The sequence below is a fragment of the Maritimibacter sp. UBA3975 genome, assembly GCF_002384975.1.
GTDB lineage: Bacteria > Pseudomonadota > Alphaproteobacteria > Rhodobacterales > Rhodobacteraceae > Maritimibacter.
On record NZ_DGCP01000009.1, the window covers coordinates 607855 to 625462 of the forward strand.

Sequence of the window (17608 nt, forward strand, 5' to 3'; positions counted from 1 at the left end):
GTGCATCGTGGATGCATGGAAAGGAGAAAATCACTCGGCGGCGTGGGTGGCTCCATGTGCCCGTGCCCGCGCAAGGGTTTCGAGCGTGAGGCGCTTCCCGCGCCGCTCCGCCGCCTTGATCATCGGGATGTCATATTTCGCCGGAATGCTGCCGCGCTGCTTCCAGGCGGCGACGGTCGGATACGGGCGTCCAAGGTCTTTCGCGAGGTCAGACAGCGACGGCCAGATGCTGAAAATCTTCTCCATGCATCGTGATATGCACTTTGCATCGCCTCAAGTCAATGCCCATTGCATAGTTCGGGGCGGTAGCGATGCATCATGAATGAGAAATCAGACCGACTTAGAAGCGCCCGCGTGAGCGCCGGATATGAAACAGCAGCGGATGCTGCGCGCGCGATGAATATCGCTGCGCCAACCTATTCTTCACATGAGAACGGTTCGCGCGGTTTCCCGGCCAATGTCGCAGAGAGATACGCCAAGTTCTTCAAGGTGGACCCGGCTTGGATTCTTTATGGAGACCGCGACAAGAACGCCCCTGTCGTCGCTCGGGTAGAAAACGGCCACCCTGCTCCGGCCAAAACTGACCTCGTTCCAGTCTACGATATTGAGGCCAGTGCGGGCGGCGGGGCCGTGGTCGATTACGAGGGGGTCGCCTACTCCCTGGCATTCCCGCCCGACTACATTCGCCGCGTCACGCGCGCATCACCATCGAACCTGACCATCATTTCGGTCAAGGGCGACAGTATGGAGCCCACGCTGAAGGACGACGACATAGTCATGCTGGACATGTCCAAGACCTCGCTCGGCTATGAGGGCCTTTTCGTGATCCGGGTTTATGACGTGCTCCATGTGAAGCGGTTGAGCCATTCTGGGCCGGGGCAAGTTATGGTGATCTCCGACAACCGGGAAAACTACCCGCCGCGCGAATACCCAATGGATGAAGTCGAGGTGGTCGGGAAAGTTATCTGGAAAGGCGGAAAGGTCTGATGGCGAAGACTAAACCGATAACATGGATCGCGGTGACCGCAGGGGTTATCATAACTCTGGCGGTCATGGGGTCAGGTTCAGAAAAAGAGGCCCCTACTCAGGACGCCACCGCAGAGCGCCCTATTGACACGTCGGACGGATTTCATTGCCTTTCCTCTTGGGATGGGTCGCACACGGCATTCAAGCGCGACGTTAAGGATCAACTGAACAACCCCGGCAGCTTCGACCACGTCGAAACCGCCGTGACGCCCGTGAACGAGGCCGGGACACACACTATCCGCATGACCTACCGAGCCGAGAACGCATTCGGCGCGACTATTACAACGACGGCCTATGGCGAATATGACAACGATGGTTGCTCGCACGTCGTGCATGTCTACGAACAGCGATAGGGGCGCGTCTGCGTTCGACGCATCGACCCTGTCCAGCCCGTAAGGAATACCCACTTCGCAGCGAGACTCCGCCCGGCCCAGTGCCGGGTTTTTCGCGTCTAGGATAGCAGGTGATTCTGGGTGCTCTATGCGTTTTTGCAGTTTCTATGCATTTTGTATTGACTGCGGACGATGCAAAGTGCATATTCACTCCAAGCCAAACGGAGTGAGCCATGCCCTACGACAGCCAGACAATCCTTAAGCAGGACGAGCCGATCTTCCCGGCGCTCGACCGTTCCCACGCTTCCGACATGCGCCGCCTTGCGGTGGTCTGCGGTGCTGCTGACGCGGCGCGCGGCATCTGGTCATGGGGCGCGGGAAGCTGGCGCGACAAGACGCTTGAGAGCGCCATCCGCTGCCATCTGGACCGGGCGCTGACGGCGAAGTCGCTGGAGGTGCAGATTGCCATCCTCGATTTCGTCGCCGCCTACGTTCCCGGCGGCCTGACTGCCGACCTTCGCGAGATTGGCGAAGACGCCTACCGCCCCATGATGAGCGCCTGCCGCAAGAACGCCGAAGCCATCGAGAAGCGCATCCGTGCGCGGATGAAGGCGGTGGCGTGATGGCAGACCAAACGAACACCCCGCGCAACGGCTTTTCCTCCCTGTTGGGCCGCGCGGCAACTGACCGGCGGGCTTTCTGCTCCGCTCGCCGGTCCCTTTCTTCCCATTCCCCGGCGCGTGGCAGTGCTGAGGAAGCCGCGCCCGGACAGGCTCACATCCCCAGTGACCGGGCGCGGCGCTTTTTCCTGCGCGAAATGGAACGCGCTCACATGATCGCCACCACCCCGCCGGGCGTCTGGCCTCAGAGCCTCGTTGCGCTGGCTGAGAAAGCCCTGCGCGACCACCCCGGATGGAACGTCACCCACATGGAGGATGCACGATGACCGAAGTCACGAAGATGGAGCCGCAGGGGGCGCAAACGCCAGTCATGCGCGCCGCTGACCAGATGGTCGCGATGATCGAGAGGGTTGTCACCGATCCGAGCGCCGACCTCGACAAGCTGGAGCGGATGCTCGCGATGAAGGAACGGATGGACGCGCAATCGGCCAAGGTCGCCTTTGCTCAGGCCATTTCCGCAGCCCGCGCTGAAATCCCGCCGATCATGAAGGACGCCACGGTGGACTTCAGCAACAAGGAAGGCAAGCGGACCCATTACCAACACGAGACGTTGGCCGGGATCGCGCGGGTCATCGACCCCATCCTGTCACAGCACGGCCTGTCCTACCGCTTCCGCACATCGCAGGACGGCGGCGCGGTCGAGGTGACCTGCATCATCGCCCACGCGGACGGCCATAGCGAGGAAACGTCCCTGCGCGGCGCTCCTGACCAGTCCGGCAACAAGAACAACTTTCAGGCGGTCGGCAGCGCCGTGACCTACTTCCAGCGCTACACGCTCAAGGCCGCGCTTGGCCTCTCTGCGGCGGCAGACGATGACGCGCAAGGCGCTGGCCCTCGACCGGAAGATCGTCGGGGCCCTGCGACCGTCTCGCCAGACCAGTTCGTGAAGCTGCGCGACAAGTGCGAGGAAGCGGACGTTGACCCGGCCATGATCTGCGAACGCGCCAAGGTGCCGTCGCTGGAGCAATTCCCCGCCGCTGATTTCGATGCGGTGATGCGCAAGCTGCAACTCACCATCGACCAGAAAAAGCCCACCATCGAAGGCGACGAAATTCCCTACTGAGGAGACCACGATGCACGACGGAAACCCCCGCGAACAGATCGGCGCGAACAACCCGCCGGACCCGATTGACGAGGCCTTGGCCCCATACGGCGACGCCATAGAGGAAGCGGAAAACTGGCTGGACGGATCACCGGTCGAAAACGAGGACCAGATGAAGGCGGTTGACGCCATCATCAAGGAAATCCGGTCGGCCAAGTCCGAACTCGCCAAGGCCAAGAAATCCACGACCGCGCCCCTTCATGACGCATGGAAGGCTGAGATTGCCCGGTGGAAGCCGACCGAGGATGACATCGATCGCCGCCTGAAAGGGTTGGCCGCAATCGTGGACCCGTTCAAGCGCAAGCTGGCCGAGGAAAAGGAAGCCGCGAAACGCGCCGCCTACGAGGAAGCCCGGCGCAAAGAGCGAGAGGCCGAGGAAGCCGCCCGCGCCGCTGACGTGTCCGACCTGGACGCCGCGACCGAAGCCGCCCGCCTCAAGGATGAGGCTATCGAGGCCAAGAAGGCCGCGTCCGCCGCGAATAAGGACACGGTGAAGGGTCTGCGCAAGGTCACGAAATACGCCATCGATGACCACCGCGCCGCGCTCCACGACATCGCCAGCAACGACCGCGATGCGATCACCGCGTTCATCGAAGACTACGTGCGCCGCAATCACAAGGTGCGCGACATCGCAGGCGTCCGCGTCTGGACCGAGAGAGAGGCCTATTAATGACCCCCGCCACCCAAACCGCCCAAGCCATAGAGGCCGATCCCGTCGCCGCCTACGCGGCACACCACACCCCGGAATCCGCAGACGGTCTGCGCCGCAAGGTGCCGGAGCATATGCAGGCCGGCATGGTCCGCTACATCCTTCTCGGCATCATCCCCGGCTCTTTCCTTTCCGCCGTTCTGGAGGGCGACCTGTTCAACGCCGTGCGCCGGGCTGACGACGCCAACCGGGCAGCGCTGCATGACTACGCGATCTTCCTGTTCAACTACGCCCCCGGCGGATGCTTCGGAAGCGAGGACCGGCTGCGCGCGTGGTCGCATGACGGCGGGTTGATCGGGATTCTGGAAGGGAGGGCCGCGTGATGCACATGAACCGCGCAACGCTGATCGGGAATCTGGGGAAAGACCCAGAGGTCCGCACATTCGACAACGGCGACCGGGTTGCGAACTTCTCGCTCGCCACGTCCGACCGCTGGAAGGACCGCAACACCGGAGAGCAGAAAGAGCGCACGGAATGGCACCGGGTTTCGGTGTTTGGAAAGCTGGTGGACGTGATCGAGCAGTATGTCCGAAAGGGCGACAAGATCCTGGTCGAGGGAGCGATCCGCACCCGCAAGTGGCAGGACCAAACCGGGCAAGACCGCTACAGCACAGAGATCGTTCTGACCGGCTTCGACAGCAAGCTGATCATGCTTCGCTCGCCCACGGGTGGATCTGGCAAGGCTGACGGCCAGCGCGAAGCCTACGGCGACCTGCCGGGCGCATCCGGGCCGCCCCCGAACGATGACGCCCCACCCGCCGGAAGCGGCGGCTTCGACGACGAGATCCCATTCTAGGAGGAAGAAACATGTACGACCAAACCGACACCACCCGCGCGACCGGGGCCGAGCTTCGCCAGTTCATCGAACGGTTCGAGCGGCTCGAAATGGAAAAGAAGGACGCCGCCGACCAGCAGAAAGAGGTCATGTCGGAGGCCAAGGGCCGTGGCTATGACACGAAGGTCATGCGCAAGGTCATCGCCTTGCGCAAGCGCGAGCCCGACGACATTGCCGAGGAAGAAGCCATCCTCGACATGTACAAATCCGCGCTGGGGATGGGCTGATGAAAGACCACGCACCCATCCCCGCCAAGAAGCCCAAGAAGCGCAACACGCAGAAGGGCCACCCCGGTTTTCTGAAAGACCCGCGCGACACCCGCGAAGGTGAATCCATCGGAGGTGGATACATTGTGTTCCGTCGCGGCGGCGGCACGGGCCGGATTCGCTGCCCGGAATACCCATTCGAGCATCCGACCTTCGAAGCCGCCATCAACGAGCGTGACCGGCTGGCCGCGCAGTTCCCCGGCGAGACGTTCCAAGTGTTCTGCGCGACCGCAGCCGTTCGGGAGGAAGCCTGATGAAACACAAACTCCATGACAACGACATCTGGCCCATCGTGCGCGAGGCCGCCGCCCAGCATGGCTGGCATAACCCCGATGAAGCCATCCCCGCCGCCCTGCGCGAAATCTGCGGCCGCTTCGGCATCGAGCACGACACCGACAAGGACGTGATGAACGCCCGCCTGCACAAGCTGTGGGCGGACCGTCTGGACGTTATCGGGGTGGCGTGATGGCGGACGGTGATCTGATCCGGGCCAGATGGGAGGGCGGCGTGTTTCGCCCCCTAACCAACGCCCTGCCGAACATCAACGAGGGCGAGGTCGTTTTTCTCGACATTCAGCGCGTCCGCACCGGTAGAAGCCACCGGCATCAGTTCGCCGCCATCAATGAAGCGTGGCACCACCTTCCCGAGCGGCTGGCGATGATGCCCTGGGCGGCGACTGCCGAGACGACACGGAAACACGCGCTGATCGCGACCGGCTATCACATGGTCTCGCAAGTTGACTGCGGGTCGAACGCCGCCGCGCACCGCGTGAAAGCCGCGCTGATCGCTGCTGAAACCAGAGCCCACGGATACGCCATCGGGCAGGTTCGCGGTCCCGTCTGCATTGTCTGGACACCAGAGAGCCAGTCCTACCGTGCGATGGGCAAGGAGCGGTTTCAGGAATCGAAACAGGCGGTTCTCGAATGGATCGCCGCCCAGACATCGGAGGCATACGCAGCCGAATGACTGATCAACGACTCCTGCCATTCCATGATGGCGCATGGCATGTCCCGTATTGGTGCTACGAGCTGGGCTACGTGCGCAGTTCGCAAGTCCTGCGCCTAGTTCATGCCCGCGCCGACATCATCGCCAGAGCGCAGACAGACGGAATCGATCATGTCGCGCCGATCCTGCTGGCGTTGGGCCGCAATCCGGCAGAAGCCCGGCGGCGCGTCGGCAAGGCCGTCTGGAAAAAGATACACCACAGCGATCTATCGCTGAACGTCGCCCGCGCGAATGTTCTCCTGCGGTCGCGCATACAGATCAAAGACCTTGTGGAGTTCCCAAGGGGTGCATTGCGCGAGGTTCTGAGCAAGTCCCGCAGGAGTAGCGATGCCGCCGTTACCGTCGCTGGCCTGATCGCCCGCAACCGGACGGAGTTCCGGGAGGCCGTGATGCTGGCGCACGACACGATCCGGATGGGCGGCACTCCAAACCCTAAATGGTCCCTGCGCCGGTTGTGTGAAGAACACGATCGCAAGGCAATGGAATGGGCGTATGCCAAATCCGACCGGACACCGTGGGCCGCGCCGTGGTCCTGCGAAATGGACGGGTTCAAGTTCACGCTTCTCAACGGCGACGGGGCTTTTTCGTTTGAAGGCATCACCCAGCGGAATTGTGTGGCGTCCTATGCCGACGACGCGAAGCGAGGCCGGTGCATGGTGATGCGGATCGAAGGCAAGGAGCGGGCAACCGTGCGCTTCGGCGGGCATCCTGTCCATGTTCAAGAGGTCAAGGCGCGATTCAATGCTCCCGCTTCCGAGGATTGCCGCAAAGCCTGTGCCAAGGTTTGCGCCGTGCATCTCACATCAGATGAGAGGGCCAGAAAATGAACGACCTCGCCCAACGCGGACCGCTCGGCTTCAAATCGGGCAAGCCCACCAAGAAGCCCCGCCAAGGACTTCCCCCGGTATCTCGCAAGAGAGCCGACTACCGTAAGTCCGAGGCGGGGCGGGAGGAATCCGCTTACTGCAAATGGCTGCATGAGTGGAAAATGTGCTGCCTCTCCGGTCGCCCGGATATTCAGGTGGCGCACACGTCCGATGTCGCAGACGGAAAGGGCATGGCGATAAAGGGGCCGATCCGGCACGCGCTGCCGCTGTCCTTCTGGCTCCACCTTTACGAAGAACGCAACCGCTCGACTTTCTGGCCTGACGCGGGCTTCCCCGGCAATGAGCGATACAAATGGGCAGAACGCCTATTCGATATCTTCGAAGCGAACGACGACCCCACAACGCTTTTCCTCGACATGCAAGACCGAGCGAACAAGGCGTTTTTAGCAGATATTCTGAGAAAGGGACAGCGATGAATATGAGACAGCAAGTTGGAGTTATCTCCGTGTTTCTTCTACTGAATTTCGCCATCGACATTCTGGATGCCAAGACACTTTACAGCGTCTTGCTGCGGGAGAGGGCGGACCTGAGGGCGGGCCAATGAAACCCCTCGCCATCCTCTCCGGCTTCACGCTGGCCGTCATCTGCGCAACGCAGCTACTGGCCCAAGGTCAGCCCGACCAGATCACCATAGAGCAGCACGGGGCCGACCACGCGCCGTTTGCCACGATCCACATGCGCAACCTCCACGGGGGCGGTGGAACCTACACATACACGTTTGAGACGCCACACGGAACGGTCGTGGTCGAGCATGTCATCACGAAGAACGAACCCGGCGGATGCTGCGCTGACACGCTGAGTGTCGTTGCCCTGCCCGATGGGGTTCTGGCCCGTCCGATGTTCATGGAAATCCAGGAAGGCGAGACGGGCGCTGTTGAGTTGTTCCGGTGGCTAGGAGGCTGAGATGAGTGACTACGACGACAAAATGAACATGAGCGGGATGCACGACGATCTGCATAAGGTGGATACGAGCAAGGAAGCGGTGGAGCGGCTGGCTGACGAAACGATCTGCTGGGAAGCCGCCGACACACTCCGCGCCCTTCTCGCCGCCCGTGAGCGTGACGCGGAGGTGATCGAAGGAGTAATTAATGAAGCCGTCAGCATGGCGGACGGCAGGGACGAAGGCGATTACATCGAAAAACGCCTGCGCCGCGCCGCCCTCTCTGCGCGAAAGGACGCAAAATGACCGAAGCACCGGAGCGGATATGTGAAGCGTGCGGCGCACCTGTAACCGAGAATGTTCACGGAGAGATTTGGCACGCCGACCTAGCCCACGCCCAAGTGGCGGCGGCGCTGGAACGGGCGGCGGAAGCGTGCTGGCACGGACTGCACGACCCCGAAGACCCGTTGGACGCCTACGGGTGGATGAAGTCGGACACTCCGGAGCGCCATGCATCTATGGTTCTCGAATGGAACCTGTGGAAAATGGCCAACGCCATCCGCGCCCTCATTACAGGTGACCAAGCAGCCGCCCTTGAGGCCGTCAGGCGCGAGGCGGTGGAAGCGGAGCGGGAGCGGTGCATAAATATCGCTGAGTCCCAAGTCATGAAGCGGCGCGAAGGTGCTTGGAACGATGGGGCATACATCGCCGCCGCCATCCGGGAGAACACCCATGACTGACATAGTGGAGCGGGCAGACGTCTTTCGTCTTGGCGTTGACCCTACGCCAGACGATGTGAACGAGGCCAACTGGATCATTGACAGAATGACTGCCGAAATCGAGCGCCTGCGGGCTGCGCCGAAGGTGAAGCCGTTGGAGTGGGACGGGCGCGGGACTACTGGAGTGATGCTCCAATACCGAATTCACATAGGGTATGGCCTGATGAATGGCGTTTTCGCTTTGACACTTTCAGGGTCCACAATAGGCGAGTTCGATAGCGAAGAAGCCGCCAAAGCCGCCGCCCAAGCCGACTACGAGCGCCGCATCCTCTCCGCTCTGACACAGGAGGGAGAGGGCAATGGGTAAGTGGCAGAAGGACCGCCAAACGCGGCACGAGGGTGACGAGTCCGGACGCTGCGGCGGGTGCGGATCGCGCAAGATGACCACTACGCGGCTATGCGACAGCAAGCGTCTCCTTGGGCGCTGCCGGGACTGTGGGCGCATACAGGACGTGGAAACCCGCAACTGGCCGGAAGCCGAACCGTGCGACGACTGCGCTTTTCGGAAAGGATCGCCGGAGCAATCCGATCCGTGGGAGTGGATGAAAATTCGCGAGATCGTGGAAAGCGGCCAGCCGTTTCATTGTCATAAGGGCCTGCCCTATGATCCGAAGTCCGGAAAATACGACGCACCCGCCGCCGAAAAGGGGCGTGTGACTGTGTGCGCTGGCTGGCTCAACGCTCGCGTTGCCCACCTTCGCAAGTCCCTCCCCGACGCCCCACAGGAGACGTGACCCCGTGAAACACGAGCCCATATTCGCGCGGGAGACGACCGCCGCCGGTGTTAAGGAAAGGATCGGCGCATGACCCCCCTCGTTACCCTCGAATTCGTATCCGGCGCTTACTTCACCATCATCGCTGCGATGGTTTCGACCCACGGCTTTGTCGCCCAGATCATGTTCAAGGTGATTCCGGCGATCCTGGCTGTGATCCTGATAGCCGATGCGATCGTCCGGTTTTCCGCTGCGGACACAATCGCCGCGCTCGAATGGTGGCACGCAACCGCGTCGGAAAAATGAACGAAGTGACCCTCATATCGACCGAGGAGCTGGCGCGCAGCGTTGGGTATGACCGCCCGACCAACGCGTTCCGAGCTTGGTGCGCGAATATGGGGATCCGGCCTGTGCCGGGTCGGCGCGGCTTCTACGACCCGAAACTCGTGCGCCGTCGATTGGATGAGGCGCAAGGGCTTGTCGCTGACGGCGAAAGTACCGCATCATCGACCGATGATCTAATCGGACAGCGGAGGGCGCGGCGTGGTGAAAGGTAGCGGTATCCATCGGGTCCGTCGCAAGCTGGCGGACGGCACCTACCGACATCATCACTACGCATGGCGCGGCGGCCCGAAATTCTGGGACAACGCCAGCGATGTGAAGCTCAATTCCGCAGAGTATTTCGCCGCGTTTACCGCAGTCGCCATGACGCCGAAGGTGGGCGATTACATGACGCCCGATCTGGTGTCCGACTACCTCGCCAGCGCCGATTTCAAGGCGAAGAAGGAGCGGACGCAGAGCGACTACCGCCGGTGGGCCACGCGGTTTGCAGAAGAATTCACGAACGACCCGGCCAGGATCTTCGAAGATCCTCGATCGCGCGGCGAGGTCAACGCATGGCGCGAAGGCTGGGCGCATTCACCGAAACAGTACGACTACGCCGGAACAGTCGTCACCGTCATATTGAACTGGGCGCGAGATGCCGGGAAGGTCCGCGAACACCATTGCGACCGCCTGCGCAAGATCTACACGAGCGACCGCGCCGAGATCCTGTGGACCCCCGCCGACATCGAGACGTTCAACCGCACTGCGCCACTCTGGGTGCGGCGGATCCTGTCGGCGGCGTTGGAGACAGGCTTGCGGCCCGGCGACTTGATCGAGCTTAACCGCGGCCAGATCGAGACCACGCCGGGCGGACGCCGCCTGACAGTGCGCACGAACAAGCGCGGCCGGATCGCTTCGATCCCGGTGACGCCCGGCCTAGCCGACCTGATCGACAGCACGCCACGCGGACAACTCTTGATTCTGGTCAACTCGAAAGGTCGACCGCTGACCGAGGAACGCGCATCGAAGGCGGTGATGGAATGGCGCCGAAAGGCGAACCTGTCCGACGACCTGCGCCTATACGACGCGCGCGGAACGGCGGCGACACGGCTACTCAGAGCGGGCCTGACGCTGGGCCAGATCGCCTCGCATATGGGGTGGAGTTTGGATCACGCGTCGAAGGTCATCGAGAAATATGCGGCGGTGTCGCCGGATGAGTCGGACGCTGTGTTGCGGCTGCTGACGAGGTCGAAATGATCGCAGCCAGTGTAAACGTGACTGTAAACCGTCCAGAAGGACCGAAAAGGGAACATCAACTAAGTCATTGAAAAGGTTGTGGTGGGCGACCCTGGAATCGAACCAGGCGTGGGTCTCCCCGGCGGAGTTACAGTCCGCTGCCGCACCTTGCAGCTCGTCGCCCGAACCGGGGTTGCCCCCGATGCGTGGGGGGCTGATTACCCGTGCGCCCCCGACCCGTCAAGCCGAAAATCCCTTGCACTTCCACCGCGCCCCGGCGCACATTCCGGGCCTGTCGAAACGGGGGCTGGACGTGGTGAAAAAACCGAAATGGGTGGTCGAGAAGGAGCGCGGCAAAAGGGCTGCCGCTGCCGAAACGCTGTGGCTCTTCGGCCTTCATGCCGTGCGCGACGCGCTGGAGAACCCGGCGCGCGTGAAACTGCGCCTCGTCGTCACCAAGAACGCCGCCGACAAGCTGGCAGACGCCATTGCAGCGGGCGGGATGGAACCGGAGCTGGCCGACCCGCGCAAGTTTCCCGTGCCCCTCGACCCCGGCTCCGTGCATCAGGGCGCGGCGCTTGAAGTCAAACCGCTCGACTGGGGCCGGCTTGAGGATGTCTGCATGGGTGACGGCGACACCGCGCCGACCGTGGTCCTTCTCGACCGCGTGACCGACCCGCATAACGTGGGCGCCGTCCTGCGCTCTGCCGAGGTTTTCGGCGCCCGCGCCGTGATCGGCACCAAACACCACTCGGCGCCCGAGACCGGTGCGCTGGCCAAGACGGCCTCGGGCGCGCTGGAACGCCAGCCTTACCTGCGGGTCACGAACCTGGCCGATGCGATGACGCGGCTCAAGGACATGGGCTACACCGTCCTAGGATTGGCCGGCGAGGCCGAGACCGAGATCGACGCCGCGCTCGCCCCCCTCGCGGGCCGGGCGGTGGCGCTGGTCCTCGGCGCCGAAGGTCCGGGTCTGCGCCCCAAGACGCGCGACACCTGCGACGGACTCGTCAGAATCCCGTTCGACGCGGAATTCGGCTCGCTCAACGTTTCCAACGCCGCCGCCGTCGCGCTCTACGCCACGCGTCGGCGCTGAAATCCACTGGTGGCCATACTCCGCCTGCCAGCCGTCACCGCGTTCTCACAGATTGTTTATTCACCCTTCCAATCAGGAGGGCGCATCATACCTGATATGACGAGACCGGGTGGTGGAACGCCCGCAATCTCACTTCACTGTCCCTCGTTCCACAAACTGCGCCCGGGTCCCCTTCCGGGCGCTTTTTTTTGACGGCCGCAGCGGCGGATTGTCCGCTTTCGCCGGTGCCTAGATAGGCTAAGGTCAAGACATGACACAGACTTATTCCGACGACTACATCACCGATATTTTCGAGCGGACCCGCACGATCGCTCTGGTCGGCTGGTCCCCGAACGACGCACGGCCATCGCACCGGGTGGCCCGTTTCCTCGCCGACCGCGGCTACCGGGTGATTCCCGTGAACCCCGGGCAGGCCGGAAAGGAAGCGCTGGGCGAAACCGTCGTCGCCTCCCTCGCCGACATTCCCCGCGAGTGGCCGGTGGACATGGTCGATATTTTCCGCCGCTCCGATGCGGTCGGCCCTGTGGTGGACGAAGCGCTCGAACATCTTCCGGGCCTGAAAACCGTCTGGATGCAGCTTGGCGTCGAGAATGAGGACGCCGCTGCGGCCGCCCGTGCCGCGGGCATAGACGTGGTGATGGACCGCTGTCCGGCCATCGAAATCCCGCGCCTCCTTGGCTGAGCGCCTCACCCCCGCCGATCTCTTCGTCACGACCCGCAAGCAGCCAACGGCTGAGGAAGAGGCGGACGCGCGCGGCCTCGCTGCCGATTTCGACCTGCCATTCACGCCGCGCGACGACCTTTCGATCACAAAGCTCAGGCAGAACATCGAACGGCCCGGCGCGCTCGTGGTCAAGGAAAGCGCCATCCATCTCGTGCTCGGCGACCGGCGGCTGAGTTTCCACCCGAACATGGCGACTCGCCGAGTGGCGGGTGGCGGAGCGCAGGGCGACCACTTCCTCACCATCGCCGGGATCGGCCCCGGAGATCACATTCTGGACTGCACCTGCGGCATGGGCGCGGATGCAATCACCGCGGCCCATGCGGTCGGGCCAAAGGGCCGCGTCGTGGCCCTTGAAGCCGCGCCGATCCTCGCCAGCATCGTGTCGCGCGGCCTTGCCCGTTACGAAGCCTCACCGCAGCTGATGGCGGCCATGCGCCGGATCGAGCACTTGCAAACAGAAGCCGACACCTACCTGGCCGCCATGCCCAACAACAGCTTCGACGTGGTCGCGCTCGACCCGATGTTCGCCACCCCGCGCGAGGGCGGCCACGGGCTCGATCTGGTCCGCCTGTTCGCGAGCGATTGGGTACCCACGGCAACCACTCTCGATCAGGCGCGGCGCGTCGCACGGCGCTCCGTCGTCATGGCCGACAGCGGACCGGGTCCGCGCCTCGAAGCCCTCGGTATTCCGGTGGTCAGCCGTGACCGGCGCCGCTGGTGGGGCCGGATCGACGCCACGTCCTGATCTTCTGCGGTCCTGAAATACCTCGGGGAGCGCGAGGGGCAGCGCCCCTCGCCCGGGTCGGCCCGGGCGCAAGCCCGGGACGAAACCCCCTAACGCGATGCCTTTTCGGCGATCCCTGACGTCCCCTCACGCCGCTCGAGCTCGTCCAGGACATCGGCAAAGGCCACGTCGCGCGAGGCCAGCATGACGAGCAGGTGATAAAGCACGTCCGCCGCTTCCCCCACCAGCTTCTCGCGGTCGTCCTTCACCGCTTCGATAATGGCCTCGACCGCTTCCTCGCCAAACTTCTCGGCGCATTTCTCAGGCCCACGCGCGAGCAACGCGGCCGTCCAGCTATCGCGCGGGTTCACGCCCCGGCGCTTTTCGATGGTCTCCGCCAACCGGTCCAATGCGTTCATTCCAGCCTCATCGCGATGCCCGCGGCGGCCATATGCTCCTTGGCCTCGCGGATGGTGTGATCACCGAAGTGAAAGATCGACGCCGCGAGCACGGCGCTCGCCCCGCCCTCGGTCACGCCTTCGACGAGGTGATCGAGCGTTCCGACGCCCCCGGACGCGATGACCGGCACGTCCACGGCATCCGAAATCGCCCGCGTAAGCGGCAGGTTGAAGCCCGCGCGCGTCCCGTCCCGGTCCATCGAGGTGAGCAGGATCTCCCCCGCCCCCTTGGACACGACGGTCTTCGCGAACTCGACCGCATCGATCCCCGTCGGCTTGCGCCCGCCGTGGGTGAAAATTTCCCATCCACCGCCAGCAACGGTCTTGGCATCGATGGCACAGACGATGCACTGGCTGCCGAACCGTTCGGCCGCGTCCGCGATCACGTCGGGGTTCGCGACGGCAGCCGAGTTGAAACTCACCTTGTCAGCGCCCGCGAGCAACAGCGCGCGCACATCCTCGGCAGTGCGCACCCCGCCGCCCACGGTGAGCGGCATGAAGCATTGCTCGGCCGTGCGCCGGACGAGGTCGAACATCGTCCCGCGATTCTCGTGGGTGGCGTGAATGTCGAGAAAACACAGCTCGTCCGCACCGGCCGCGTCATAGGCTTTGGCGGCTTCCACCGGGTCGCCCGCATCGCGCAGGTCGACGAAGTTGACGCCCTTGACCACGCGGCCGTCTGCCACGTCGAGGCAGGGGATGATGCGGGTCTTGAGCATGTCGCCTCCGGGCAAGTTCAGCGCCCGAATAAACGGTTTGGCACGGCTTTGCCAGTGGCACCTTGCGCCCGCCCGTAACGCGCGGCAGGGTCCGCAAAAAAGGAGATCAGTGGATGGTTGAATTCGCGACATATCCCTCGCTCGCCGGACGGCCGGTCCTCGTCACGGGTGGCGCGAGCGGGATCGGCGCCGAAATCGTGCGCGCCTTCGCCGCTCAGGGCGCAAAGGTCGGCTTCATCGATCGGGACGCCAGGACCGGACAAGCGCTCGCGGCAGACCTGGGAGACGGCGTAACCTTCGCCGAAGCGGACCTCACGGATATCGCGGCGCTGCGTTCGGCTGTTGCGACGCTGGAGGCCGCGAATGGCCCCACCCGCGTCCTTGTCAACAACGCCGCCCATGACGACAGGCACGACTGGCGCGCGGTGACGCCGGACTACTGGGACGAGCGGATGCGGACCAACCTGCGCCACGCTTTCTTTGCCATTCAGGCAGTGGCACCGGGGATGGCCGAGGCGGGCGGCGGCAGCATCGTGAACATGGGGTCGAACTCCTGGCACGAATCCGTGGGCAACTTCCCGGCTTACGCCACCGCAAAAGCTGGGATGGAGGGACTGACCCGCACGATGGCGCGCGATCTCGGCCCCGACCACATCCGCGTGAACACGGTCGTCCCCGGCTGGATCATGACGGAGCGACAAAAAACTCTTTGGCTCACGCCCGAAGGCGAGGCGCGTCATAAGGAATCTCAATGCCTGCCCGAGATGATCGATCCGGTCTGGGTCGCGCGGATGGTCCTGTTCCTGGCCTCCGAGGACAGCAGGATGTGTACCGCGGGCAGCTTTAATGTGACCGCCGGATCGATGTAACCACGCCGCTCAGGCCACGTCCGGGTCGTGCAGATCGGTTTGAATCCATTCGTCGTTCAGATGAATGTCCATCGTGTACAGCGGCCCCGGCCCCAGGTTCTTGAACTTGTGGGGCACATTGGCCGGTGCCATCGCGACGTCGCCTTCGGCGGCCTCGAAGCTCTCGTTCCCAATGGTGAACAGCGCCCGGCCGGATTTGACCACGAAAACCTCGTCATAGGGATGAACATGCAGCACAGGGCCGGTGCCGACCGCCTCGAACCGGGCGAAAAGGACGAAGCTATCCGTGCCAAGCGCCTCGGACGACACGCTCCCGGACCACGGCCCGTTGCGATGCGCGCCGTCGGCAGCACGGATGAGTTTCGGCGGGCGGTTGGCTACTCGGCTGGCTTTGGCGGTCATGGCATCCTCCTGCCCCACACCTTAAGACGCAGGGCACACAGGACCACGAAAATCGTCAGCCCTTGAGCACTGCCAGCGCCTGCGAAAGGTCGATGGCCCCGTCATAAAGCGCCCGGCCCGAAATGGCCCCGTTCAAGGGCGCCCCACAGGACTTGAGCGCGCGCAGGTCGTCCAGCGACGACACGCCACCCGATGCGATCACCGGGATCGACACAGCATTGCCCAGCGCCGCCGTCGCCTCGACATTCGGCCCCTGCATCGCCCCGTCCCGGTTGATGTCGGTATAGATGATGGCTGCCACGCCCGCGTCCTCGAAAGACCGGGCAAGCTCGGTCGCGTCCACGTCGGTCTCTTCCGCCCAACCTTTGGTGGCCACCTTGCCATCGCGCGCGTCGATCCCCACGGCGACCTTGCCGGGGAAGGCGCGGGCCGCCTCGCGCACGAGATCCGGGTTCTCGACCGCCACGGTGCCGAGGATCACGCGCGACAGGCCCTTGTCGAGCCAGCCCTCGATGGTGGCCATATCGCGGATACCGCCGCCCAGTTGTGCTGGCACGTCGATGGCCGCGAGGATCGCCTCGACCGCCGCAGCATTGACCGGCGTGCCCGCGAAGGCCCCGTTCAGATCGACAAGATGGATCCACTCGCAGCCCGCGGCCTCGAACGCTTTGGCCTGCGCCGCCGGGTCGTCATTGAACACCGTCGCCGCCTCCATTTCGCCGCGCAGCAGCCGCACGCATTGGCCGTCTTTCAGGTCGATAGCGGGATAGAGGATCATGTCAGCTCCGGGTCGGTTTTGATCTGAGCGCATTAAACACGCGTAATGACCCACGACAAGACGGACGGAACATTACAACAAAAGACCTCGTTCGTTCCCCATCACGATGGCAGACACAGCAACGTAGGACGGACATGATACAGACCTTTCCCATGAAACCGCTCGCCGTCGCGGCGGCCGTTACACTCAGCGCGACCGCCGCCAGTGCAGAAACGAACCTTAACGGCATCTGGCGCACCGCGACCTACATGGGCGATTATGCATTCGTGCGCTTCGGCCCCTGCTCGGGAAAAATCTGCGGCGTCGTGACCCGCACGTTCGGACCCAACGGCGAGATTCAGGGCGGATCGCTGGGCAAGACCATCGTGATCAACATGGAACCCGTGGGTGGCGGAGAATTCGCAAACGGCCGCATCCGGCGGCCGGACACCGGGCAATCCGCGCCCCTGACGCTTCAGGTCAACGGCGGGACCATGAACGTGTCGGCCTGTATCGGCCCACTCTGTCGCAACGAAACCTGGACGCGGGTGCAGTAAACACGGGTCGGCGACCCCAACAGCGGTTTGCTTCACGTCAATATTGTATTGGCACGCGACTTGATGGACGATGCCTGAAACAGGGAGGACTCCATGAAGAAACTCGCACTCGCCGCCGTGCTGGCCGTTGCCGGCCTGCCCGCCTTCGCCCAGGATCCCGCGCTTGGCCTCTGGAAAACACAGATCGATGATGGCGCCTATGCCTATGTCGATATGTATCAATGCGGTCAAAAGGTCTGCGGACGGATCACGCGCACCTTCAACGACACGGGCGAATACCAGTCCCCCAACATCGGCAAGGCGCTGGTCATCAATATGGCCCCGCAAGGCGACGGGACTTACAAAGGGAACGTCTGGCGCCCGTCCAACGACAAGATCTATATCGGGAAGATGGAGGTTTCGGGCAACCGTATCGACCTCAAAGGTTGCGTCGCCGGCGGTCTGCTCTGCGCCAACCAGACATGGTCGCGCATCCAGTGATTTCGCCGCGGGCCAGCGCCCGCGTCGACCGGGTGGGGGAGGCGCTGC

31 protein-coding genes and 1 tRNA gene are annotated in these 17608 nt (G+C 63.4%); 26 read left to right on the forward strand and 6 right to left on the reverse strand.

Annotated features, from left to right (window positions below; all coding sequences use genetic code 11):
* Positions 1–30 precede the first annotated feature (30 nt).
* Positions 31–246, reverse strand: a complete 216-nt coding sequence (locus tag B2585_RS08115; RefSeq protein WP_292021809.1) for a hypothetical protein — start codon at positions 244–246, stop codon at positions 31–33.
* Between the two features lie 72 nt (positions 247–318).
* Here B2585_RS08115 and B2585_RS08120 point away from each other — a divergent pair, with 72 nt between their 5' ends.
* The 20 genes from B2585_RS08120 (at position 319) to B2585_RS08215 (ending at position 10795) form a co-directional block, all read left to right on the forward strand.
* A complete protein-coding gene (locus tag B2585_RS08120) occupies positions 319–987 on the forward strand; it encodes a LexA family transcriptional regulator (RefSeq protein WP_292021811.1) in 669 nt (222 codons plus the stop codon).
* Positions 987–1379 carry a hypothetical protein gene (locus tag B2585_RS08125; protein ID WP_292021813.1) on the forward strand — a complete coding sequence of 131 codons (393 nt, stop codon included), beginning with the start codon at positions 987–989 and terminating at the stop codon, positions 1377–1379. Before B2585_RS08120 ends, B2585_RS08125 begins: the two co-directional genes overlap by 1 nt.
* 212 nt (positions 1380–1591) lie before the next feature.
* Entirely contained in the window at positions 1592–1981 is a 390-nt protein-coding gene (locus tag B2585_RS08130; protein ID WP_292021815.1) for a hypothetical protein, read from the forward strand.
* 319 nt (positions 1982–2300) lie between these two features.
* Positions 2301–3101 (forward strand): ERF family protein, encoded by an 801-nt coding sequence (locus B2585_RS08135; RefSeq protein WP_292021817.1) that lies wholly within the window; start codon positions 2301–2303, stop codon positions 3099–3101.
* A gap of 10 nt (positions 3102–3111) precedes the next feature.
* Positions 3112–3810, forward strand: a complete 699-nt coding sequence (locus B2585_RS08140) for a hypothetical protein (RefSeq protein ID WP_292021819.1) — start codon at positions 3112–3114, stop codon at positions 3808–3810.
* Positions 3810–4172 carry a hypothetical protein gene (locus B2585_RS08145; protein ID WP_292021821.1) on the forward strand — a complete coding sequence of 121 codons (363 nt, stop codon included), beginning with the start codon at positions 3810–3812 and terminating at the stop codon, positions 4170–4172. Before B2585_RS08140 ends, B2585_RS08145 begins: the two co-directional genes overlap by 1 nt.
* On the forward strand, positions 4172–4645 hold the full coding sequence (gene ssb, locus B2585_RS08150) for a single-stranded DNA-binding protein (protein ID WP_292022771.1): 474 nt from the start codon (positions 4172–4174) through the stop codon (positions 4643–4645). The genes B2585_RS08145 and ssb overlap by 1 nt, the downstream gene beginning before the upstream one ends.
* Before the next feature lie 11 nt (positions 4646–4656).
* Positions 4657–4911 carry a DUF2312 domain-containing protein gene (locus B2585_RS08155; protein ID WP_292021823.1) on the forward strand — a complete coding sequence of 85 codons (255 nt, stop codon included), beginning with the start codon at positions 4657–4659 and terminating at the stop codon, positions 4909–4911.
* A complete protein-coding gene (locus tag B2585_RS08160) occupies positions 4911–5204 on the forward strand; it encodes a hypothetical protein (RefSeq protein ID WP_292021825.1) in 294 nt (97 codons plus the stop codon). The genes B2585_RS08155 and B2585_RS08160 overlap by 1 nt, the downstream gene beginning before the upstream one ends.
* On the forward strand, positions 5204–5416 hold the full coding sequence (locus B2585_RS08165; protein WP_292021826.1) for a hypothetical protein: 213 nt from the start codon (positions 5204–5206) through the stop codon (positions 5414–5416). The genes B2585_RS08160 and B2585_RS08165 overlap by 1 nt, the downstream gene beginning before the upstream one ends.
* On the forward strand, positions 5416–5916 hold the full coding sequence (locus B2585_RS08170) for an antitoxin family protein (protein ID WP_292021828.1): 501 nt from the start codon (positions 5416–5418) through the stop codon (positions 5914–5916). Before B2585_RS08165 ends, B2585_RS08170 begins: the two co-directional genes overlap by 1 nt.
* Entirely contained in the window at positions 5913–6782 is an 870-nt protein-coding gene (locus B2585_RS08175; protein ID WP_292021830.1) for a PcfJ domain-containing protein, read from the forward strand. Before B2585_RS08170 ends, B2585_RS08175 begins: the two co-directional genes overlap by 4 nt.
* Entirely contained in the window at positions 6779–7258 is a 480-nt protein-coding gene (locus tag B2585_RS08180; protein ID WP_292021831.1) for a hypothetical protein, read from the forward strand. Before B2585_RS08175 ends, B2585_RS08180 begins: the two co-directional genes overlap by 4 nt.
* Before the next feature lie 124 nt (positions 7259–7382).
* Positions 7383–7745 carry a hypothetical protein gene (locus B2585_RS08185; RefSeq protein ID WP_292021833.1) on the forward strand — a complete coding sequence of 121 codons (363 nt, stop codon included), beginning with the start codon at positions 7383–7385 and terminating at the stop codon, positions 7743–7745.
* Position 7746: 1 nt separating this feature from the next.
* Entirely contained in the window at positions 7747–8028 is a 282-nt protein-coding gene (locus tag B2585_RS08190; RefSeq protein WP_292021834.1) for a hypothetical protein, read from the forward strand.
* Positions 8025–8462 carry a hypothetical protein gene (locus B2585_RS08195; RefSeq protein ID WP_292021836.1) on the forward strand — a complete coding sequence of 146 codons (438 nt, stop codon included), beginning with the start codon at positions 8025–8027 and terminating at the stop codon, positions 8460–8462. The genes B2585_RS08190 and B2585_RS08195 overlap by 4 nt, the downstream gene beginning before the upstream one ends.
* The gene (locus B2585_RS08200) at positions 8455–8808 is read left to right on the forward strand and encodes a hypothetical protein (RefSeq protein ID WP_292021838.1); all 354 of its coding nucleotides are present in this window, start codon (positions 8455–8457) and stop codon (positions 8806–8808) included. The genes B2585_RS08195 and B2585_RS08200 overlap by 8 nt, the downstream gene beginning before the upstream one ends.
* Before the next feature lie 145 nt (positions 8809–8953).
* Positions 8954–9235 carry a hypothetical protein gene (locus B2585_RS08205; protein ID WP_292021840.1) on the forward strand — a complete coding sequence of 94 codons (282 nt, stop codon included), beginning with the start codon at positions 8954–8956 and terminating at the stop codon, positions 9233–9235.
* A 69-nt stretch (positions 9236–9304) separates the two neighbouring features.
* Positions 9305–9520: a hypothetical protein gene (locus B2585_RS08210; protein WP_292021842.1), complete on the forward strand. Its 216-nt coding sequence runs from the start codon at positions 9305–9307 to the stop codon at positions 9518–9520.
* 423 nt (positions 9521–9943) lie between these two features.
* The gene (locus B2585_RS08215; protein WP_292021844.1) at positions 9944–10795 is read left to right on the forward strand and encodes a tyrosine-type recombinase/integrase; all 852 of its coding nucleotides are present in this window, start codon (positions 9944–9946) and stop codon (positions 10793–10795) included.
* A 79-nt stretch (positions 10796–10874) separates the two neighbouring features.
* On the opposite strand, the gene B2585_RS08220 is transcribed toward B2585_RS08215, so the two are convergent.
* Positions 10875–10958, reverse strand: a tRNA-Tyr gene (locus B2585_RS08220).
* A gap of 132 nt (positions 10959–11090) precedes the next feature.
* On the opposite strand from B2585_RS08220, the gene rlmB reads away from it, so the two are divergent.
* The 3 genes from rlmB (at position 11091) to B2585_RS08235 (ending at position 13339) form a co-directional block, all read left to right on the forward strand.
* Entirely contained in the window at positions 11091–11870 is a 780-nt protein-coding gene (rlmB, locus tag B2585_RS08225) for a 23S rRNA (guanosine(2251)-2'-O)-methyltransferase RlmB (protein WP_292022772.1), read from the forward strand.
* 250 nt (positions 11871–12120) lie between these two features.
* Positions 12121–12552: a CoA-binding protein gene (locus B2585_RS08230; protein WP_292021846.1), complete on the forward strand. Its 432-nt coding sequence runs from the start codon at positions 12121–12123 to the stop codon at positions 12550–12552.
* Positions 12545–13339, forward strand: a complete 795-nt coding sequence (locus B2585_RS08235) for a class I SAM-dependent methyltransferase (protein WP_292021848.1) — start codon at positions 12545–12547, stop codon at positions 13337–13339. Before B2585_RS08230 ends, B2585_RS08235 begins: the two co-directional genes overlap by 8 nt.
* Before the next feature lie 89 nt (positions 13340–13428).
* On the opposite strand, the gene B2585_RS08240 is transcribed toward B2585_RS08235, so the two are convergent.
* Together B2585_RS08240 and hisF are read right to left on the reverse strand one after the other, a co-directional pair.
* Positions 13429–13737 carry a phosphoribosyl-ATP diphosphatase gene (locus B2585_RS08240; RefSeq protein ID WP_292021850.1) on the reverse strand — a complete coding sequence of 103 codons (309 nt, stop codon included), beginning with the start codon at positions 13735–13737 and terminating at the stop codon, positions 13429–13431.
* Positions 13734–14495, reverse strand: a complete 762-nt coding sequence (gene hisF / locus B2585_RS08245) for an imidazole glycerol phosphate synthase subunit HisF (protein WP_292021851.1) — start codon at positions 14493–14495, stop codon at positions 13734–13736. Before hisF ends, B2585_RS08240 begins: the two co-directional genes overlap by 4 nt.
* A gap of 113 nt (positions 14496–14608) precedes the next feature.
* On the opposite strand from hisF, the gene B2585_RS08250 reads away from it, so the two are divergent.
* A complete protein-coding gene (locus tag B2585_RS08250) occupies positions 14609–15364 on the forward strand; it encodes an SDR family NAD(P)-dependent oxidoreductase (protein ID WP_292021854.1) in 756 nt (251 codons plus the stop codon).
* Between the two features lie 9 nt (positions 15365–15373).
* On the opposite strand, the gene B2585_RS08255 is transcribed toward B2585_RS08250, so the two are convergent.
* Both B2585_RS08255 and hisA read right to left on the reverse strand, forming a co-directional pair.
* On the reverse strand, positions 15374–15766 hold the full coding sequence (locus B2585_RS08255) for a cupin domain-containing protein (protein ID WP_292021855.1): 393 nt from the start codon (positions 15764–15766) through the stop codon (positions 15374–15376).
* Between the two features lie 55 nt (positions 15767–15821).
* On the reverse strand, positions 15822–16544 hold the full coding sequence (gene hisA / locus B2585_RS08260; protein WP_292021857.1) for a 1-(5-phosphoribosyl)-5-[(5-phosphoribosylamino)methylideneamino]imidazole-4-carboxamide isomerase: 723 nt from the start codon (positions 16542–16544) through the stop codon (positions 15822–15824).
* Positions 16545–16696: 152 nt separating this feature from the next.
* Between hisA and B2585_RS08265 the strand changes: the two genes are divergently transcribed.
* Both B2585_RS08265 and B2585_RS08270 read left to right on the forward strand, forming a co-directional pair.
* A complete protein-coding gene (locus tag B2585_RS08265) occupies positions 16697–17080 on the forward strand; it encodes a DUF2147 domain-containing protein (RefSeq protein WP_292021859.1) in 384 nt (127 codons plus the stop codon).
* A 93-nt stretch (positions 17081–17173) separates the two neighbouring features.
* A complete protein-coding gene (locus tag B2585_RS08270; RefSeq protein WP_292021861.1) occupies positions 17174–17560 on the forward strand; it encodes a DUF2147 domain-containing protein in 387 nt (128 codons plus the stop codon).
* The last annotated feature ends 48 nt before the right edge of the window (positions 17561–17608 follow it).

Excerpts from the sequence above, each read along its gene's own strand:
- B2585_RS08215 (WP_292021844.1), top strand. The coding sequence starts at position 9,944 with ATGACGCCCGATCTGGTGTCCGACTACCTCGCCAGCGCCGATTTCAAG.
- B2585_RS08210 (WP_292021842.1), top strand. The coding sequence starts at position 9,305 with ATGACCCCCCTCGTTACCCTCGAATTCGTATCCGGCGCTTACTTCACC.
- B2585_RS08190 (WP_292021834.1), top strand. The coding sequence starts at position 7,747 with ATGAGTGACTACGACGACAAAATGAACATGAGCGGGATGCACGACGAT.
- hisA (WP_292021857.1), bottom strand. The coding sequence starts at position 16,544 with ATGATCCTCTATCCCGCTATCGACCTGAAAGACGGCCAATGCGTGCGG.
- B2585_RS08165 (WP_292021826.1), top strand. The coding sequence starts at position 5,204 with ATGAAACACAAACTCCATGACAACGACATCTGGCCCATCGTGCGCGAG.
- B2585_RS08250 (WP_292021854.1), top strand. The coding sequence starts at position 14,609 with ATGGTTGAATTCGCGACATATCCCTCGCTCGCCGGACGGCCGGTCCTC.
- B2585_RS08265 (WP_292021859.1), top strand. The coding sequence starts at position 16,697 with ATGAAACCGCTCGCCGTCGCGGCGGCCGTTACACTCAGCGCGACCGCC.
- B2585_RS08230 (WP_292021846.1), top strand. The coding sequence starts at position 12,121 with ATGACACAGACTTATTCCGACGACTACATCACCGATATTTTCGAGCGG.
- B2585_RS08175 (WP_292021830.1), top strand. The coding sequence starts at position 5,913 with ATGACTGATCAACGACTCCTGCCATTCCATGATGGCGCATGGCATGTC.
- B2585_RS08155 (WP_292021823.1), top strand. The coding sequence starts at position 4,657 with ATGTACGACCAAACCGACACCACCCGCGCGACCGGGGCCGAGCTTCGC.
- B2585_RS08140 (WP_292021819.1), top strand. The coding sequence starts at position 3,112 with ATGCACGACGGAAACCCCCGCGAACAGATCGGCGCGAACAACCCGCCG.
- B2585_RS08240 (WP_292021850.1), bottom strand. The coding sequence starts at position 13,737 with ATGAACGCATTGGACCGGTTGGCGGAGACCATCGAAAAGCGCCGGGGC.
- B2585_RS08120 (WP_292021811.1), top strand. The coding sequence starts at position 319 with ATGAATGAGAAATCAGACCGACTTAGAAGCGCCCGCGTGAGCGCCGGA.
- ssb (WP_292022771.1), top strand. The coding sequence starts at position 4,172 with ATGCACATGAACCGCGCAACGCTGATCGGGAATCTGGGGAAAGACCCA.
- B2585_RS08125 (WP_292021813.1), top strand. The coding sequence starts at position 987 with ATGGCGAAGACTAAACCGATAACATGGATCGCGGTGACCGCAGGGGTT.
- B2585_RS08160 (WP_292021825.1), top strand. The coding sequence starts at position 4,911 with ATGAAAGACCACGCACCCATCCCCGCCAAGAAGCCCAAGAAGCGCAAC.
- hisF (WP_292021851.1), bottom strand. The coding sequence starts at position 14,495 with ATGCTCAAGACCCGCATCATCCCCTGCCTCGACGTGGCAGACGGCCGC.
- B2585_RS08115 (WP_292021809.1), bottom strand. The coding sequence starts at position 246 with ATGGAGAAGATTTTCAGCATCTGGCCGTCGCTGTCTGACCTCGCGAAA.
- B2585_RS08270 (WP_292021861.1), top strand. The coding sequence starts at position 17,174 with ATGAAGAAACTCGCACTCGCCGCCGTGCTGGCCGTTGCCGGCCTGCCC.
- B2585_RS08180 (WP_292021831.1), top strand. The coding sequence starts at position 6,779 with ATGAACGACCTCGCCCAACGCGGACCGCTCGGCTTCAAATCGGGCAAG.
- B2585_RS08200 (WP_292021838.1), top strand. The coding sequence starts at position 8,455 with ATGACTGACATAGTGGAGCGGGCAGACGTCTTTCGTCTTGGCGTTGAC.
- B2585_RS08195 (WP_292021836.1), top strand. The coding sequence starts at position 8,025 with ATGACCGAAGCACCGGAGCGGATATGTGAAGCGTGCGGCGCACCTGTA.
- B2585_RS08255 (WP_292021855.1), bottom strand. The coding sequence starts at position 15,766 with ATGACCGCCAAAGCCAGCCGAGTAGCCAACCGCCCGCCGAAACTCATC.
- B2585_RS08135 (WP_292021817.1), top strand. The coding sequence starts at position 2,301 with ATGACCGAAGTCACGAAGATGGAGCCGCAGGGGGCGCAAACGCCAGTC.
- B2585_RS08145 (WP_292021821.1), top strand. The coding sequence starts at position 3,810 with ATGACCCCCGCCACCCAAACCGCCCAAGCCATAGAGGCCGATCCCGTC.
- B2585_RS08185 (WP_292021833.1), top strand. The coding sequence starts at position 7,383 with ATGAAACCCCTCGCCATCCTCTCCGGCTTCACGCTGGCCGTCATCTGC.
- B2585_RS08130 (WP_292021815.1), top strand. The coding sequence starts at position 1,592 with ATGCCCTACGACAGCCAGACAATCCTTAAGCAGGACGAGCCGATCTTC.
- B2585_RS08170 (WP_292021828.1), top strand. The coding sequence starts at position 5,416 with ATGGCGGACGGTGATCTGATCCGGGCCAGATGGGAGGGCGGCGTGTTT.